The following is a 16,160-nucleotide window of genomic DNA, read 5'->3' on the forward strand; positions in this document are numbered from 1 at the left end:
CGCAGAGGACGGTCCGCGCGTGGCCGCCGCGCTGCAGGCGGCGCGCGTAGTTGAGCGCCGACAGCATGCCCGCGTCGCTGCCGCAGACCGTGGTATTCGGCCCTTTCAGCTGATACCAGATGGCGCACTGCCCGGCGTGGAAGTTCATCAGGCCCGCAGGGATCTTGCCGGGGTCCACCTGGTACGGCTTCGCGTAACTCCACGTGTCGCCCGCGAAGTCGACGACCGCCTGCATGTTGTCGCTGACGCTGAGCACCAGGCCGATCTCCGGGTCCGAGAACGGTCCGTCCGGACCGAGTCCGAGCCTGCCGAGCAATTGCCCGACCACGGCCACGGCCAGCCCGGTGGCACGCTCCATCGACTGGGTCTTCTTGCGTCCCAGCGCTTCTCGGATGTCGAAGTCGGGCACCAAGCGCGGACCGCTCGCCGGTTCGCCGAGTGCCGCCCTGATGTGGGCATTGGTATCGCGGCCCAGCGGCGAGTGCGCGGCCCAGGCGGTGATGAGGGTTCTCATCGCGGCCTCCCCATGATGAGAACGGAATTGTTGCCGCCGAAGGCGAGCGCGTTGTTCTGGGCGATGCGCAGATCCGCGGTGCGCGCCGTGTTGGGGACGCAATCGATGTCGATCTCCGGGTCCGGCTCGGTGTGATTGATCGTCGGCGGGATGAAGCCGGTCGACAGCGCCAGCGCGCAAGCCGCCGCGGCCAGTGCGCTGGCGGCGCCCATCGCGTGCCCGAGCATCGATTTGATCGAGACCGTCGGTGGCGGCGCGGCGCCGAAAACCTGGCGAATGGCTGCCACCTCGGTGAGATCGTTCGCCTTGGTTCCCGTACCGTGCGCGGAGATGAAGTCCACCTGGTCCGGGGTGATGCCCGCCTGGGCATGGGCCCTGGTCATGCACCGGGCGACACTGTCGCGTTCGGGCGCCACCGGATGACTTGCGTCGCAGGACAATCCGTAGCCGAGGAGCTCGGCGTAGATGTGCGCGCCACGGGCCACCGCCGCCTCGAGGGTCTCCAGCACCAGGATCGCGCCGCCCTCGCCGGTGAGGATGCCCTTGCGGTTCCGGTCGAACGGCCGGCACAGCTCGGGCGCTATCGTGCCGAGCCGATAGAAACCGGCGAAGGTGTTGCGGCCGAGCGCATCCGCGCCGCCGCACAGCGCCAGGTCCGCCTCGCCCGCGGCGACGGCTTCGAATCCGTAACCGATGGCATAGTTGCCCGCCGCGCAGGCGGTAGGGATGGTCACCGCCTCGGTGCGCGTGCAACCCAGCTCCCTGGCGATATCCACCGACATCCGGCTGGACCGGTGCCGGCGGGCGGCCCCGGGGTCGATGGCCACGGTGCCGGTGGCGTACTGGTGCTCGACCTGGACCTCCACCTCCCGGCTCTCGCCGTTGGTGGTGCCGACGGCGATGATCGACCGCAGCAGGCGAGCCTCGGCCACCGGCATTCCGGCGTCCGCCAAGGCCATTCGGGCACAACCGACGGCGAACCGGGAGGCCCGGCCGAGGTCCGCCGGATCGAGCTCGCGAATCCATTGTCCGGCTGGATAATCCAGCACTTCACAGGCGTTGGTGTGCTCGAAACCCTCGGTCGAGAAGGCGGTGATCGGATGCGCGCCGGATCGACCGGCCCGCAGGGCTGCGGCGAACTCCGCCGCGCCGACACCGATGCTGCTGGCGATGCCGAGCCCGGTGACCACCACCCGTCTCACCGGGCACCGTTCCCGCCGCCCGCCTCCGCCAGCGCCTCCAGCACGAGCGCGTAGGTACTGGCGAGGGTCACCATCTCGGGCAGGCGCTCCGGGCTGATGATGATGCCGAACCGGCGTTCCAGCGCGGCCAGGATCTGGATGCCCTGCAACGAATCCGCGTCGTAGTCCTCGCGGAAGTCGCCGTTCCAGGAAATCTCCGCGGCGTCGAGTTCCAGGACTCCGGCGACGATATCGACCATCGCATCGCGGATATCGGCATCGATCTCGGTACTCTGCGTCATTGTCGTGCTCCTCTGTGTCCGCGCGGTCTCAGCGCAGGTCGAGTGGGAAAAACGTGCCGCCGCTCACCATTCGGGTCTGCCCAGACCCAATTGGGCCCCCGCGCCGCCGTCGACGGAGATGGTGGCGCCGGTGGTGTACGCGGCGTCGGGGCCTGCCAGATGGACGACCATGCCCGCGATGTCCTCGACGCGGGCGAACCCGCGCAGCGGAACCTGTTTCTTGATGCCTTTGGTCCCCTTGTCAACCAGCTCTGCTACCAGATCGGTCGGTGTGAAACCCGGCAGCACCGCGTTGACTCGGATACCGAATCGGGCGAATTCGATGGCGGCACAGCGGGTGAACGCGTTGATCGCGCCCTTGGACGCGGCGTAGTTGGCCTGGCCGACCCAGCCGCGCTCGCTCATCACCGAGGAGATGTTGACGATCGCGCCCTCCCCCTGGCGCATGAAGTGCTGCTGCACCGACTTGGTGCCGTTGAAGACGCCGCCGAAGTTCACCGCCATCACCGACTGCCAGTCGTCGGCGGTCATGTGGAAGATGAGTTTGTCGTTCGCGATGCCCGCGTTGTTGACCAGGATGTGCAGGCCGCCGAGTTCGGCGATCGCCCGCTGCGTGATCGCCTGCGCGGCTTCGGGATCGGAGACGTCGCCGGCCACGGCGATGGCGCGCCTGCCCCCGGACTCGAGCTCGGCGATCAGCTCTTTCGCCGCCGCGTCGCTGGTGCGATAGTTCACCGCCACATCGGCGCCCTCGGCGGCCAGCGCCAGGCAGATCGCGCGGCCGATACCGCGCGCGCCACCGGTGACCAGTGCGACCTTGCCGTCCAGTTTCATCGCGCACGCACCCTGGCGATCCGCTGTTGCCACCGGGCGAACAGCGCGAAAAACGCTGCCGCACCGGCCTGCTGGGCAATTCGAGCGTTCACGCCGCCCCCCTATATAACAATGGGCTATTATTATGTAACACTGTTCTACAACATTCGCCGTCTAACCGTCAACCAGAGGCGAACGGTTACTCTGACAAGTCCAGACGCCCCCGACCGAGGAGCCACACTGCTATGGCCGACCGCGCCCGCACCCCGAGCAAGGACGTCGAGCGTGCGCTCATCGAGGCCGCCGAGGTGGTGCTGATCCGCGACGGTCTGGCCGGCGTCACCGTGCGCGCGGTCGCCGCCGAGGCCAGCGTGGCGCCGATGGGCGTCTACAACCGATTCAGCGGAAAGGACGGCCTGGAATGCGAACTGCTCATCCGCGGCTTCCAGAGCCTGCGAGCCGAAGTCCGCGCGCCCGCCGATGCCGAACCGCTCACCAGGCTGCGCGAGTCGGCCATCGGATACCGCCGCTTCGCCATCGAGCACCCGCAGCACTACCAGATGATGTTCCACCACCCCTCGGCCGGTAAGCACTTCGCCAACAAGGCCGTTCAGGAAAGCGCCAGCGGCACGTTCGACGAACTGGTCGCCCATATCGGCTACGCCATCGCCCGCGGCGCGATCACCGAGGGCGACGCGGTGGAACGCGCCCAGCAGTTCTGGTCGGCACTGCACGGCGCCGTGTCGCTCGAACTCAACGGCGCCATTCGCACCCCCGACCCGGCGGCCACCTACGCCCAGCTGGTCGAGCTGCTCATCCACGGCCTGCGCAACGGCGGCTGACCGACGCGCCGTGCCCCCGCCCCGGCTTCGAGCGGGGGTTCGGCATGCGGTCACGGCAGAAACGCTGCGCTGCGGGCGATTTCGTGCCGCGGCTGGTCGCCGACCTTGTCCGCGATCAGGTCCGCCAGCTCGAGCGTTTTCGCGGAGTTGTAGAAGTGCCCGCCCTCGAAGACCCGCAGGTCGAATTCGGACGTCGTGTGCGCCGCCCAGGCGCGCGCTTCCGCCACGCTCACCTCGGGGTCGTCCCTGCCGATCAAGGCGGTGATCGGACTGGCGATGCTGCTGCCGGGACGCGGCCGATAGGTCTCGATGGCCTTGTAGTCGCCACGGAGTACCGGAAGTGCTGAACGCAGGATCTCTTCGTCGTCCAGCACCCGACCGGCGGTGCCGTTCAGTTTCCGGATCTCGTCGATGATGTCGCGGTCCCGGCCGAGATGGACAGTGCCACGCCGGAACGTCGACGGTGCGCGTCGCGCCGACGCGAACAACCGCGTGGCCTCGAAGTTTCCGGCTTGCGCGACCTCGTAGGCCACCACGGCGCCCATGCTGTGCCCGAACAGCGCCAAAGGCTTGTCGCGCAAGGATTCCATGACCGGTCCGAGCAAGTCGGCGAGCCGGTGGATCGAGTCGACCACCGGCTCGTTGCGGCGGTTCTGCCTGCCCGGATACTGGATCGCCACCACCTCGACGCGCGGGCTGAGGGCCTTGGCCAGCGTGAAGAACGAGCTCGCCGCCCCGCCCGCATGCGGAAAACACACCAATCGGACCGGCGCCTGCGGCATCGGCATGAATCGGACAGTCCATTGATCAATATCTGTCAGTGTCATAGCTCTTCCTTCTCGCGGCGGATGGCAGCCCGGGAGTGGGCACTACGTGGGCTGCAGATGGGCGAGCAGCGCGGGATCCATGAGCGCCGGCAGCGGGTCGACCAGGCCGAACACCCGCAGGCAGGCGATCGCGACCTCGGCGTTCTCGTGCGCGGCGTCCTGCAGGTGCCCGACGTGCTCGATGATCTGCATCAGCTCGGCGGGCCGCTCGCCGGGCACCCCGGGCAGGCTCAGATCGCTGGTGATCGCCATTTCCCAGACCCCGTCGACGACCTCGGCGGCCAACTCGGCGAAGAACGCCGCCGCGTCCGGTCGCCCGGCGCCGAGGTGCCTGCGCAACACCCGCGCGCCCATCGCGGCGACCGACATCCCATGCCCGTACACCGGATTGAAGCTGCACACGGCGTCGCCGAGCACCAGAAGTCCGGCGGGGAAGTCCGTCATCCGCTGGTAATGCCTGCGCAGGTTCGCCGGATACCGGTACCGCATCGGGCCGGAGATGGGTTCGGATACCTCGAGCACCTCGTACATGTCCGGTGCGGCGAACTTCTTGCAGAACTCGCGGAAGCCGTCGAAATCGGTGGGCGGGGCGCCGCCGAGCACGCCGTAGGCGGTGGCGATGACCCGCCCGCCGTCGACGCGCTGCAGGCTGCCCCCGGTCGGATTATCCGGCCCGGCAACGGTATTGATCACGATGTCGTCGCCGAGCGCGTCCTCGGGAGTACGGCAGTAGAAGGTCACGTAACCGACGTCGATGCGGTGCTTCTCCTCCGCCACCCGCGGATACCCCAGCTCGGCCAGCCAGGCGGGCGTGCGCGAACCGCGGCCGGTCGTGTCGAGCACCACGTCCGCGGCCAGTTCCTGTTCGACGCCGTCGCGCAGCACCCGGACACCGGTCACCTCGCGCTGATCAGCGCCCGTGGTCAGGCGCAGGATATTCGTGCCGGTCCACAGTTCGACCTGCGGTAACGCGCGCACTCTTTCCCGGATACGGAATTCGCGGAACGGCCGCGAACTGGCGACCACCGGTAACCCGGAATCACCCTTGGCGAATGGGCGTCCGCCGAATATCCACCGCACATTCCGGGACAGATCGCCGCGCGGCGCGCCGGCCGCGACGAGTTCGTCCATGATCCCGGGGAACAGCTCCTCGACGGCCTGCTGACCGCCCGCGAGCAGGTCGTGCGCGTGTTCGCCCTGTGGCACCCCGCGGCGCGGTTCGGCGGTCTCGGACAGCATGTCTCGATCCACCACCGTTACCCGGTCATAGTGTTCGGCGGCGACCCTGGCGGCACACAGGCCCCCGATCCCGGCGCCGAGTACCACCGCGTGCGCACTATTCATCGCGAATAACTCCTTGTGGAAATTCCGGGATCATTTCTGCTAAAACCAAATTAGCTCCCACTACCCAACGGGCCGCCCATTCACCGATAACCAGTCGGCAACCCGACCGTGCGAAATGGCGATTACCGGGCGATGACCGATTATTGACCAGCCTGATTACCGGCCGTCGTTACCGTCAGGAATTCATAGGGTAATTTCCGGCGCGCGCGATATTGCGGCCGCCGGCCGTACTGGAGGAGATGGCATGGATTCCGTTGTCGACGGCCTGGAACTCGCAGAACCTCAGATGCGTGAGGTCCTGTCGATGGCCAAGCTCGATGTCGAGTACGTTCGGGCCGAGGGAAACAGCCTCTACCACCTCGACGCACAGCAGGAGGAAGTCCGGGTCGTCGACTTCGTCGGTGGCTACGCCTCGCTGCTGCTCGGGCACAGCAACCCGGAGATCATCGCGCACGCCAAGGCGACCCTGGACGCGCAGACCCCCGTGTACGTGCCGATCGCCATCCACTCCGCGGCCAACCGGGTAGCGCACCAGCTCAACGCGATCATCCACCGCGAAACCGGCAGCACCGAGCCCTATTTCGCGATCTTCGCCAGTACCGGCGCCGAGGCAATCGAGTCCTCGCTCAAGCATGCCGAGTTCGTCCGCACCGCCCGGATCTCGGCGCTGACCGACGAGATCGGCTCGCACGTCGAGCAGGTGCGTGCGGCCATCAAGAACGGCGACGCGTCGGTGGCCGAGGCCGCCTACGCGCGGCTCGGCCTCAGCGGGACCGGGATCGAGGGTTTCGAGGAGGTCGCCGCCGAGGTGCAGCGCCGCAACGCCGAGACCAGCGCGACCCCGCCGCGTTTCCTCGCGGTCGAGGGCGCGTTCCACGGCAAGCTGGTCGGCAGCGTGCAGCTCACCCACAACGCGAGCTTCCGCGGCCCGTTCGAGGCGATGGCCGCGCGCGCCGACTTCGTCCCCTTCAACGATCCGGCGGCGGTGGCCGAGGTGGCCGCGCGCGGCCGGGCCCAGCTGCTCGACCTCGTGCTGACCGACGGCGTGGCCGCCCTCGTCGAGCGCGACTTCCCGACCTACTGCGCGTTCGTGCTCGAGCCCATTCAGGGTGAGGGCGGCATCAAGCCGGTGACGGCCGAGTTCGCCGCCGCGGTCCGGCAGGCCTGCGACACGCTGGACTGCCCGCTGATCCTCGATGAGATCCAGTGCGGCATGGGACGTTCCGGCAAGTTCTTCGCCAGCTCGCTGGTCGGGCTGCACGGCGACTACTACGTCTTGGCGAAGAGTCTCGGCGGCGGTATCGCCAAGAACTCGGTGATGCTGGTGCGCGGCGCGCACTATCGCAAGGAGTTCGAGCTGATCCACAGCTCCACCTTCGCCAAGGACGGGTTCTCCAGCGCCATCGCGCTGAAGGTGCTGGAACTGCTCGAGGCCGAGGACGGTAAGGCCTACCGGCTCGCCGAGGAGCGCGGCGGCGCGCTGCGGGACATGCTGAACCGGGTCGCCGCGGACAACCCGGACACGGTCAAAGAGGTCAGGGGCAAGGGGCTGATGCTCGGCCTCGAATTCCAGGACCTGACCGGTTCGAGCGCACCGATGATCTCGGGCTTCGCGCACGCGGGCGTGATCGGTTACGTCATCGCCGGATACCTGCTGCGCGGGCACCGAGTTCGGGTGCTGCCCACCGGTAGCGCACCGCACACGCTGCGGTTCACCCCGTCGATCCAGCTCTCCGACGCCGACATCGACCAACTGGAGACCGCGTTGCGCGATATCTGCGAGGTGCTGCGCACCGAGGACGAGCAGCGGCTCTTCGGCTGACGAGTATTCGTACCCAACGAGGAAAGGCTCGCTGACGTGAGTGATCTGGACTGGATCGAGCGGTTCGACGCCGAGGTCCGACCGCACCTGGAGGGGCCGGTCCACCGGCCGGGAGAAGAGGGCTTCGACGCCGAACGCGCGGTGTTCAATGTCGCGGCCGACCATCGGCCCGCGCTCGTGGTCGGGGTGACCGGCTCCGCCGATATCGCCGCCGTAGTGCGGTTCGCGGGCACCCACGGCATACCGCTGGCGGTGCTCGCCACCGGACATACCGCGTCGGTCCCCGCCGACGGCGGCATCCTGATCAACACCAGCCGGATGCAAGAGCTGCACATCGACCAGGAGCAGCGCACCTCCCGGGTCGAGGCCGGGGTGCGCTGGGGTTGCGTGATCAACGCTGCCGCGCAGTACGGCCTCGCGCCGCTCAATGGTTCCTCGCCGACGGTCGGCGTGGTCGGTTACACGCTCGGCGGCGGCGCCGGGCCGCTGGGCCGGGCCTTCGGCTTCGCCGCCGATCGGGTCCGCGAGCTCGAGGTGGTGACCGCGGATGGTTCGATCCGCCGGGTCACCCCGGACGACGATCCGGAGCTGTACTGGGGACTGCTCGGCGGTAAGAGCAATTTCGGTGTGGTCACCTCGCTGGAATTCGAACTGGTCGAGGTATCCCGGCTCTACGGCGGCGGCATCTTCTTCCCCGGCGCGCACGCCGCCGACGTGCTGCACGCCTACCGGCAGTGGGTGGCCGATATCCCGGACGAGATGTCGTCTTCGGTTGGGCTGCTGCGGATTCCGCCGGATCCGGCGATGCCGGAGCCGCTGCGCGGTCAGTTCGTCGTGCACTTGCGGGTCGCTTACCTCGGCTCGGCCGAGGAGGGCGCGCGGCTGCTCACCCCGCTGCGGGCGAGCGCGCCGCCGATCTTCGACATGGTCATGGAGATGCCCTACACCCAGGTGCACACGATCCACCAGGACCCGACCGATCCGCTGTATCTGCTGGACCGCGGAACGTACCTGCGAGAGCTGGACGAGGCCGCCGTCGACGCGATGGTGGAACTGGCCGGACCGGCGAGCAACAGCCCGCTGTTGCTGCTGGAACTCCGGCACCTCGGTGGCGCGTTGACCCGGCGGCTCGGCCCGCCGAACGCCGTCGGCAATCGGGAGTGGCCTTTCGTGCTGTCCGGCGTCGGGGTCGGTACCCCGGCGGGCACGGCGGCGATCGAGGAGAACCTGGAGCTGCTGCTGAAGCGGATGGCTCCGTGGAGTCCGGGGCGCAGTTTCCTGAACTTCCTCGGTCATCTGGACATCGGGCCGGACAGCGTCCGCGGGGCCTACGACGAGGGCGACTACGAGCGGCTCGTCGCGCTCAAGACCATTCATGACCCGAAGAACATCTTCCGGGTCAATCACAATATCCCGCCAAAGTAGTCGGGAAGTTCCCGCCGACGATGTCGGGAACGCGCGATGGGCCTGTCCCCCAAGGGAACAGGCCCATCGGCGTCGGATCAGTGCGGGTTGCGGCCCTTCGGCAGGAACAGGGCGAGCACGAAACCGACGGCCACCACGACAGCGCCGACCGCGACCGCGGGCACCAGGCCGGCCACGAACGAGGCGTAACCGCCGAAGCCGGCGAACACCGAAGCCAGCACGGCGACACCGAAGGCGACGCCGAACTCGCGGACGGTGTTATAGGAACCGGAGGCGATCCCCTGATCTCCCTCGGGCACGCTGGCCAGCGCCATCATGCTCATCGGCGAGAACGTCAAGCCGGTGCCCAAGCCGGCGAGGACGAACGGAATGACCATGGCCGAGTACGCGATATCCGCCTTGTTGGTCAGCGCGATCCAGCCGAGCCCGATCGCGAGCAGCGCCATGCCGGTCACGATCAGGATGCGCGAGCCGAACTTGCTCACCAGGAATCCGGACAGCGGCGCGACCACCATCGGCGCCGCCGTCCACGGCAGCGTCCGCAGCCCCGCGTCCAGCGGGCTGAGTCCCTGCACGATCTGGAAGAACTGGGCCAGCAGGAACACCGCGCCGAACGCGCCGAAGGAGAACACGAACGCGACGATGTTCACCACCGTGAAACCGCGCGATCGGAACAGCCGCAGCGGCAGCATCGGCGCCTCGGCCCGGCTCTCGGCCAGCACGAAGGCGATCAGCAGCAGCACGCCGAGGGCGAGCGAGACGAACACCGTGGTCTGGGTCCAGCCGTGGTCCGAACCGTGGATGATGCCCCAGATCAGGGCGAACACCGCGGCGGTCGCGAGTACCAGGCCGAGCGGGTCCAATTTGGCCGCGCCGCCGCGTGATTCGCGCAGCACGTACGCGGCCAGCGGCAGCGCGAGCAGGCCGACGGGCACGTTCAGCCAGAAGATCCAGGTCCAGTCCAGACCGTTCGCGACGGCGCCGCCGACGACGGGGCCGACCGCGATGCCGAGACCGCTCAGCCCGCCCCAGATGCCTACTGCGGCATCACGTTGCCTGGCCGGGATGGCGTCACTGAGCAGGGTCAGCGAGAGCGGCATCACGGCCGCTCCCGCCACGCCCTGTAGCGCTCTCGCGGTGATCAGCATCCACGGCTCGGTGGCCAGGCCGCAGGCGGCCGAGGCCACGGTGAAGACCGCGATGCCGAGCAGGAAGAGGCGCTTTCGGCCGAACCGGTCGCCCAGCGAGGACGCGGTGAGCAGCAGTGCGGCGAAGGGCAGGGTGTAGGCGTTGACGAACCATTGCAGGTCGCCGAGCGAGGCGTTCAGCTCGGTCTTGATCACCGGCAGGGCCGTCGTGACGACCAGATTGTCCAACGTGACCATGAACAGCGGGATGCTGACCGCGGCGAGGACGGCGGCGAGCGGGCGATGTCCGGTTTCGGGCGTGTCAGTTCGCGTCGTATTCGTGGGGGTTTCCAGCGCAGCCATGAAGCAACTTTCGTAGTTGTGATCCGCTGATAACTAAGTAAAGTAGCTATCGACTGATAACATGTCAACGGAGTCGATCAGGAGGCTCGATGACCAAACGGCTGACCGCCGCCGAGCGCACCGAACAGCTGGTGACCGCCGCCATCGGCGCGTTCTCGATCGCGGGCTACGCGGGCACGACGACCGACGACGTCGCGCGGCTGGCCAGCGTCTCGCAGCCCTATGTGATCCGGCTCTTCGGCTCCAAACAACGGCTTTTCATCGCGGGGGTGGAGCGGGCGGCGGACCGGGTCGAGCAGATCTTCCGCGACGCCGGTACCGAACTGAGCGATCTCGCGCCCGCCTACGACCGGATGATGCTGGCCGAGCGGGAACTGATGGCCATGCTGCTGCACGGCTTCGCGGCCAGTTCCGATCCGGAGATCGGCGCGGTGGTCCGGGACCGCTACGGCCGGATCTATCGACTAATCAGAGACCTCACCAACTCGTCACCGGCGGAGGTCCGCGCCTTCCTCGCCAACGGCATGCTGCTCACCGTCATGTCCTCGCTGCGCATCGTCGGCCCGAACCCGGTGCCCGCCGAACCCTGGATGACCGAACTCATCGACTCGATTCCCAATTTCACCAATGACTACGAGGCGCTGGAGGGGAAATGACGCTCGCGACCATCGCCGGCGACCGGCTGCCGAACGCAGGCCTCACCGGCCCGTTCGCGGCCCGTACCAACGGATTACGCAAGGTGTATCGCGGCACGGTCGCGGTGGACCAGGTGGACCTGCGGGTGCCGGAGGGCTCGGTGCTCGGCATGCTCGGGCCGAACGGGTCCGGTAAGACGACCACCCTGCGCATGCTGCTCGGACTGGGCAGGCCGACCTCGGGCGAGGTGGAACTGCTCGGGCACCGGATGCCCGAGGCCGCGTCCGCCGCGCTGCCCGAGGTCGGCGCGCTCATCGAGGGACCGGGCTTTCACCCGTTCCTGTCCGGGCGGGAGAACCTGCGCAGGCTGGGCGCCGCCGAACCGGGACTGACCACCGCGGAGATCCCGAGCGCGGTGACGGCCGCGCTGGCGCGGGTCGGCCTCGGTCAGGCCGCCGATCGGCGCTACCGCGGCTATTCACTCGGGATGAAGCAGCGACTCGGGCTCGCGGCCGCGCTGCTGGCGCCCCGGCGGCTGGTGATCCTCGACGAACCGACCAACGGCCTCGATCCGGCGGGCATCAGGGAGGTCCGCAAGATCATCGCGGAGCTGCACGCCGAGGGCGTGACGGTGGTGGTGTCCTCGCATCTGCTCGCCGAGGTGGAGGCCACCTGCACCCACGTCGCGGTGCTGCACAACGGCACCCTGGTGGCGCAGGGCGAGATGGGTGAGTTGCTGGAGGCGGGCGGCCCCTCGCTCATCGTCTCCACCACGGACGGCACGAAAGCCGTTGCGCTGCTGCGGGAGCACCGGATACCGAGCCTGCTCGTGCCGGAGGGTGTCCGAGTCGACCTGAGCGCGACCGACGCGCCCGCGGTGCTGCGCATCCTGGTCCGCGGTGAGGTGTCGATCTACGAGGCCACGCGCGCCCGCACCGGGCTCGACGCGATGTTCGCCAGGTTGACCGAGGGTGCGGAACCGACGGACCTGTGGTCCGCGATGGACGAGGGGCGATCGGCATGATCAACGCAGCGGCGATACAGAGCAGGAACGAGATGACGGCCGCGACCACGGCCGCAACGACCAGGGGCTCGGTGGCGTTCACCAGGCTGCTGCGCGCGGAGCTGCGCTGGATCTTCCGCAGGCCGCGCAACCTCATGATGCTCGGCGTGCTGCCGTTCATTCCGATCGCCGTCGGGATCAGCCTGTTGTTCGCCGAACCGTCCACGAGCCCGCACGCGGGGCCGGGTTCCGGTCTGCTGCCCGCCGCTGTCGGCAACGCGTTCGCACTCCCGATCGCCGTGATCGTCATCGCGCTGACCACCGGTATGCCGCTCACCGCCGCGATGGCGGGCGCGGACGCGCTGGCGGGCGAGGCGGCGCACGGCACGCTGCGCGGCTGGCTGCTCGCGCCGGTGAGCCGGGGCAGGCTGCTCGCGGTCAAAACGGCCGGCGTCGCCGCCGTCGTGCTGGCCGCGACACTGCCGATGGCGCTGTCCGGCTTCGCCGCCGGTCTGGTGATGAACGGTACGCACGCGACATACAGCCTGTCCGGCAGCAGTGTCACCTTCTGGGCCGCGCTCGGCAAGATCATGATCGCCGTCGTCTGGGTGACGTTGCAGCTGCTCGCGGTCGGGGCGGTGGCACTGGCGATCTCGGCGTGCACCGACCACCCGCTGATCGTGGTCATCGCGGTCCTCGGCGGCACCGCGCTGTCCACCCTGCTGACCATGCTGTCCCCGCTGGACTGGTTGCATCCGTTCCTGCTCACCGAGTCCTGGAACGCGATCGGTGATGTGCTACGGGATCCGATGCCGACCGACGCACTGGTGCAGAGCGTGCTGTGCGCGCTCTGCTACATCGGTGTCGGACTGTCGCTGGCCTATCTGCGGCTCAGGACGAAGGACAGCTGAGAAAACGTCGAACGTGCCGCCATCGGGGTGCGGCACGTTCGGCGCATAACAGGCAGGGAGTGCTCAAGACCGGCGCGACACCGGCACCACGTAGCGACTGAAGACCAGATCCCGCAGTACATCGTCGCCGCCTTCCACGATCGATACGTAGCGCATATCCCGCAGCAGCTTGCCGATCGGCGACTCGTGGGTGTAGCCGAGACCGCCGAACATCTCGGAGCCGACGCTCGCGATGTCCCAGCCCGCCTGGCCGCAGAACATCTTCGCGGTGACCGCGGACTTCAATGTGCCGATCCTGGCGAAGGTTTCGGCCGGATCCGGTCCGTTCATGATGGCGTCGTACTGCCCGGCCGCCGCGTGCAGATGACTCTTCATCACGTCGATCTGCATCTCCATCTGGCCGAGCTTGGCGGCGAACACCGGCGCGGCGAGCAACGTCGAATCCCGGAACGGCTTGGTCTTGGCGTAATCCATGCACAGGTCCCGGATCCGCCGCGCGATACCGAGTCCGGTGGTCGCGATGAGGATGCGGCTCGCGTTGAGGCCGACCTCCAGCAGGCGCAACCCGGAACCGCGCAGCTGGTTCGCCGCGGGCACCCGGCAGTTGTCCAGGCTGATCTGATAAGTGCCCGACGCGCGCAGGCCGAGCATGTCCCAGCGCTTCACCACCCGCACGCCGGGGGTGTCGGCCGGGACAAGCACGGCGGAGTAGTCGCTGGGGTCATCGGCCGAGCGCGCGATGACGACGAGGAAATCCGCGAAGCCGGAGTTGGTGGAGAAGTACTTCTCCCCCGTCAACACGAGCTCGTCACCGGAACGCGAGACCATGGTCTCGATCTTGGCGAGCTCGCTGCCCGCGTTGCGCTCGCTGCCGAGGGTGGCGCAGAAGCTGCCCTGCTTTGCCATCGGCGCGAGGTGGCGGTCCTTGAGTTCGTCCGAGCCGTACAGGGACACGATGCTGGTGCCGAGCACCGAGATGAACAAGGTGAAGGCCGCGCCCGCGTCGCCGTAGGCGAGTTCGTTCGTGATAGCCACGCTGTCGGTGAGACTCAGTCCGGCGCCGCCGTATTCGGTGGGCAGCCACCAGTTGGCGAGCCCGGTGTCGGCGAACTTCTCGTATATCGGCAGCGGCGCCTCGGCAAGGGAATCGAGGTATTCCCGCTTGCCTTCCAGTTCCGTGCCGACGAATTCGCGCACAGTTTCCAGTGTTTCCGGCATCATGACCACCCTTCCTCGGTTCTGCGTTAACGGTGTGAGACTCAGTGCTGCGCCTGCCAGGACGGCGGTTGCCGAGCAGACCAGGAACCCGCGGCGGGCGCGTCGCCCTCGGCCCGCCACCACGACGGTGCGGGATCCGAATTCCCCTCAGGGACAGTCGAAGTCTGTAGCGCGACGAGGATGACGGTCAGCGCCGCGATTTCCGCGTCGTCCGGACATCCTCGTTCGATACGGAGCACGGTGTGCTGCGTCATTGCGGCGGATTTCCATGTTTGCGGCTCGGCAGCGGCGCGTGTTTGGTGCGCAGCATCGCGAGCGCCCTGATGAGCACGATCCTGGTATCCGACGGATCGATCACGTCGTCCACCAGCCCGCGCTCGGCCGCGTAGTACGGATGCATCAGCTCGGATTTGTACTCCTTGACCAGCCGCGCCCTGGTGGCATCCGGATTGTCCGAGGCCGCGATCTGCCTGCGGAAGATGACGTTCGCCGCGCCCTCCGCGCCCATCACGGCGATTTCGTTGGTCGGCCAGGCCAGCGAGAGATCGGTGCCGATGGACCGGGAGTCCATGACGATGTAGGCGCCGCCATAAGCCTTGCGCAGCACCAGCGAAACCCTGGGCACGGTGGCATTGCAGTAGGCGTAGAGCAGTTTCGCGCCGTGCCGGATGATCCCGCCGTGCTCCTGGTCCACGCCGGGCAGGAAGCCGGGCACGTCGACCAAGGTGACGATGGGGATGTTGAACGCGTCGCAGAACTGGACGAACCGCGCCGCCTTCTCGCTGGCATGGATGTCCAGCGCGCCGACCATCGCGTTGGGCTGGTTGCCGACCACGCCGACGACCTGCCCGGCCAATCTGGTCAGCGCGCAGACGATGTTCGGCGCCCAGGCCGTATGCACCTCGAAGAACTCGCCGTCGTCGACGATCTGCTCGATGACGTGCCGAATGTCGTATGGCACCCGGGAATCCGCGGGCACCAGGTCGATGAGCTCCTCGGTGCGCCGATCCGGCGGATCAGCGACGGGAGCGCTCGGTGGCAGCTCGCGGTTGTTGGCGGGCAGCAGCGAGAGCAGATAGCGCACGTCCTCGAGACAGCTCTGTTCGTCGTCGTAGACGAACGTCGCCACCCCCGAGTTGGCGCCGTGCACGTCGCTGCCGCCGAGGCCGTCCTGGCTGATCTGCTCGCCGGTAACCGCCTGCACCACATCGGGTCCGGTGATGAACATCTGCGAGATGCCGCGCACCATGAACACGAAATCGGTGAGCGCAGGCGAGTAGGCGGCACCGCCCGCGCACGGCCCGAGCATCACGCTGATCTGTGGAATGACCCCGGACGCTTGGGTATTGCGCCGGAAGATGCCGCCGTAGCCGGCCAGCGCCGTGACGCCCTCCTGAATCCGCGCGCCCGCACCGTCATTGAGCGAGACCAGCGGTGCGCCCGCCTGGATCGCGAGATCCATCACCTTGTGGATCTTGGCGGCGTGCGCCTCGCCGAGCGCGCCGCCGAAGATCCGGAAGTCGTGCGCGTAGACGAACACCGGGCGGCCGTAGACCGTGCCCCAGCCGGTGATCACACCGTCGGAGAAGGGTCTGCGATCCTCCAGCCCGAAACCGGTGGCCCGATGCCTGCGTAGCGGCTCGATCTCCTGGAACGAACCCGCGTCCAGCAGCAGCTCGACGCGTTCGTGGGCGGTGAGCTTGCCCTTGGCGTGCTGGCGCTCGGTGGCCTTCGGATCGGGCCCCTGGCGGGCCTGGGCCCGGTATTCGTGCAATTCCGCGAGTCGGTCGGCCGCGCCGGTGCCGTGCGGGGTGTCGTCGAGGATGGTCACA

Annotated in this window: 16 protein-coding genes; 6 read left to right on the plus strand and 10 right to left on the minus strand. The window is 68.0% G+C overall.

The window, feature by feature from the left end:
• The 4 genes from NN4_RS16185 to NN4_RS16200 form a co-directional block, all read right to left on the minus strand.
• Positions 1 to 514, minus strand: a 514-nt coding sequence (locus NN4_RS16185; protein ID WP_222595081.1) for a beta-ketoacyl synthase N-terminal-like domain-containing protein, incomplete at its 3' end; no start/stop codon positions are given.
• On the minus strand, positions 511 to 1,716 hold the full coding sequence (locus NN4_RS16190; protein WP_147131495.1) for a beta-ketoacyl-[acyl-carrier-protein] synthase family protein: 1,206 nt from the start codon (positions 1,714 to 1,716) through the stop codon (positions 511 to 513). The genes NN4_RS16190 and NN4_RS16185, both read right to left, overlap by 4 nt.
• On the minus strand, positions 1,713 to 1,997 hold the full coding sequence (locus tag NN4_RS16195; RefSeq protein WP_147131498.1) for an acyl carrier protein: 285 nt from the start codon (positions 1,995 to 1,997) through the stop codon (positions 1,713 to 1,715). The genes NN4_RS16190 and NN4_RS16195 overlap by 4 nt, the downstream gene beginning before the upstream one ends.
• 63 nt (positions 1,998 to 2,060) lie before the next feature.
• Positions 2,061 to 2,831 carry a 3-oxoacyl-ACP reductase family protein gene (locus tag NN4_RS16200; protein ID WP_147131500.1) on the minus strand — a complete coding sequence of 257 codons (771 nt, stop codon included), beginning with the start codon at positions 2,829 to 2,831 and terminating at the stop codon, positions 2,061 to 2,063.
• Positions 2,832 to 3,055: 224 nt separating this feature from the next.
• Between NN4_RS16200 and NN4_RS16205 the strand changes: the two genes are divergently transcribed.
• Positions 3,056 to 3,652 carry a TetR/AcrR family transcriptional regulator gene (locus NN4_RS16205; protein ID WP_147131503.1) on the plus strand — a complete coding sequence of 199 codons (597 nt, stop codon included), beginning with the start codon at positions 3,056 to 3,058 and terminating at the stop codon, positions 3,650 to 3,652.
• A gap of 50 nt (positions 3,653 to 3,702) precedes the next feature.
• On the opposite strand, the gene NN4_RS16210 is transcribed toward NN4_RS16205, so the two are convergent.
• Complete coding sequence (locus tag NN4_RS16210) at positions 3,703 to 4,479, minus strand: thioesterase II family protein (protein ID WP_147131507.1); 777 nt, start codon at positions 4,477 to 4,479, stop codon at positions 3,703 to 3,705.
• A 42-nt stretch (positions 4,480 to 4,521) separates the two neighbouring features.
• Positions 4,522 to 5,823: an FAD-dependent oxidoreductase gene (locus NN4_RS16215; protein WP_147131510.1), complete on the minus strand. Its 1,302-nt coding sequence runs from the start codon at positions 5,821 to 5,823 to the stop codon at positions 4,522 to 4,524.
• A gap of 244 nt (positions 5,824 to 6,067) precedes the next feature.
• Here NN4_RS16215 and NN4_RS16220 point away from each other — a divergent pair, with 244 nt between their 5' ends.
• Both NN4_RS16220 and NN4_RS16225 read left to right on the plus strand, forming a co-directional pair.
• On the plus strand, positions 6,068 to 7,645 hold the full coding sequence (locus tag NN4_RS16220) for an aspartate aminotransferase family protein (protein ID WP_222595082.1): 1,578 nt from the start codon (positions 6,068 to 6,070) through the stop codon (positions 7,643 to 7,645).
• 36 nt (positions 7,646 to 7,681) lie between these two features.
• Positions 7,682 to 9,070 carry an FAD-binding oxidoreductase gene (locus NN4_RS16225; RefSeq protein ID WP_222595083.1) on the plus strand — a complete coding sequence of 463 codons (1,389 nt, stop codon included), beginning with the start codon at positions 7,682 to 7,684 and terminating at the stop codon, positions 9,068 to 9,070.
• 77 nt (positions 9,071 to 9,147) lie between these two features.
• Here the strand turns inward: NN4_RS16225 and NN4_RS16230 are convergent, their stop codons facing one another.
• The gene (locus NN4_RS16230; protein ID WP_147131514.1) at positions 9,148 to 10,560 is read right to left on the minus strand and encodes an MFS transporter; all 1,413 of its coding nucleotides are present in this window, start codon (positions 10,558 to 10,560) and stop codon (positions 9,148 to 9,150) included.
• Between the two features lie 89 nt (positions 10,561 to 10,649).
• Here NN4_RS16230 and NN4_RS16235 point away from each other — a divergent pair, with 89 nt between their 5' ends.
• Genes NN4_RS16235 through NN4_RS16245 form a run of 3 tightly spaced genes read left to right on the plus strand, consistent with a single transcriptional unit; the run spans position 10,650 to position 13,110 of the window.
• The gene (locus tag NN4_RS16235; protein ID WP_147131517.1) at positions 10,650 to 11,216 is read left to right on the plus strand and encodes a TetR/AcrR family transcriptional regulator; all 567 of its coding nucleotides are present in this window, start codon (positions 10,650 to 10,652) and stop codon (positions 11,214 to 11,216) included.
• Entirely contained in the window at positions 11,213 to 12,220 is a 1,008-nt protein-coding gene (locus NN4_RS16240; protein ID WP_147131520.1) for an ABC transporter ATP-binding protein, read from the plus strand. Before NN4_RS16235 ends, NN4_RS16240 begins: the two co-directional genes overlap by 4 nt.
• Complete coding sequence (locus tag NN4_RS16245; RefSeq protein ID WP_222595084.1) at positions 12,217 to 13,110, plus strand: ABC transporter permease subunit; 894 nt, start codon at positions 12,217 to 12,219, stop codon at positions 13,108 to 13,110. Before NN4_RS16240 ends, NN4_RS16245 begins: the two co-directional genes overlap by 4 nt.
• 63 nt (positions 13,111 to 13,173) lie before the next feature.
• Here the strand turns inward: NN4_RS16245 and NN4_RS16250 are convergent, their stop codons facing one another.
• Genes NN4_RS16250 through NN4_RS16260 form a run of 3 tightly spaced genes read right to left on the minus strand, consistent with a single transcriptional unit; the run spans position 13,174 to position 16,159 of the window.
• Positions 13,174 to 14,328: an acyl-CoA dehydrogenase family protein gene (locus NN4_RS16250; RefSeq protein WP_246180907.1), complete on the minus strand. Its 1,155-nt coding sequence runs from the start codon at positions 14,326 to 14,328 to the stop codon at positions 13,174 to 13,176.
• A gap of 41 nt (positions 14,329 to 14,369) precedes the next feature.
• Positions 14,370 to 14,582 carry an acyl-CoA carboxylase subunit epsilon gene (locus NN4_RS16255; RefSeq protein WP_147131526.1) on the minus strand — a complete coding sequence of 71 codons (213 nt, stop codon included), beginning with the start codon at positions 14,580 to 14,582 and terminating at the stop codon, positions 14,370 to 14,372.
• Complete coding sequence (locus NN4_RS16260) at positions 14,579 to 16,159, minus strand: acyl-CoA carboxylase subunit beta (protein ID WP_147131528.1); 1,581 nt, start codon at positions 16,157 to 16,159, stop codon at positions 14,579 to 14,581. The genes NN4_RS16255 and NN4_RS16260 overlap by 4 nt, the downstream gene beginning before the upstream one ends.
• Between the last annotated feature and the right edge of the window lies 1 nt (position 16,160).

The organism is Nocardia ninae NBRC 108245, assembly GCF_007990755.1.
Taxonomy (GTDB): Bacteria; Actinomycetota; Actinomycetes; order Mycobacteriales; family Mycobacteriaceae; genus Nocardia; species Nocardia ninae.

Excerpts from the sequence above, each read along its gene's own strand:
- NN4_RS16195 (WP_147131498.1), bottom strand. The coding sequence starts at position 1,997 with ATGACGCAGAGTACCGAGATCGATGCCGATATCCGCGATGCGATGGTC.
- NN4_RS16200 (WP_147131500.1), bottom strand. The coding sequence starts at position 2,831 with ATGAAACTGGACGGCAAGGTCGCACTGGTCACCGGTGGCGCGCGCGGT.
- NN4_RS16205 (WP_147131503.1), top strand. The coding sequence starts at position 3,056 with ATGGCCGACCGCGCCCGCACCCCGAGCAAGGACGTCGAGCGTGCGCTC.
- NN4_RS16210 (WP_147131507.1), bottom strand. The coding sequence starts at position 4,479 with ATGACACTGACAGATATTGATCAATGGACTGTCCGATTCATGCCGATG.
- NN4_RS16215 (WP_147131510.1), bottom strand. The coding sequence starts at position 5,823 with ATGAATAGTGCGCACGCGGTGGTACTCGGCGCCGGGATCGGGGGCCTG.
- NN4_RS16220 (WP_222595082.1), top strand. The coding sequence starts at position 6,068 with ATGGATTCCGTTGTCGACGGCCTGGAACTCGCAGAACCTCAGATGCGT.
- NN4_RS16230 (WP_147131514.1), bottom strand. The coding sequence starts at position 10,560 with ATGGCTGCGCTGGAAACCCCCACGAATACGACGCGAACTGACACGCCC.
- NN4_RS16235 (WP_147131517.1), top strand. The coding sequence starts at position 10,650 with ATGACCAAACGGCTGACCGCCGCCGAGCGCACCGAACAGCTGGTGACC.
- NN4_RS16240 (WP_147131520.1), top strand. The coding sequence starts at position 11,213 with ATGACGCTCGCGACCATCGCCGGCGACCGGCTGCCGAACGCAGGCCTC.
- NN4_RS16245 (WP_222595084.1), top strand. The coding sequence starts at position 12,217 with ATGATCAACGCAGCGGCGATACAGAGCAGGAACGAGATGACGGCCGCG.
- NN4_RS16250 (WP_246180907.1), bottom strand. The coding sequence starts at position 14,328 with ATGCCGGAAACACTGGAAACTGTGCGCGAATTCGTCGGCACGGAACTG.
- NN4_RS16255 (WP_147131526.1), bottom strand. The coding sequence starts at position 14,582 with ATGACGCAGCACACCGTGCTCCGTATCGAACGAGGATGTCCGGACGAC.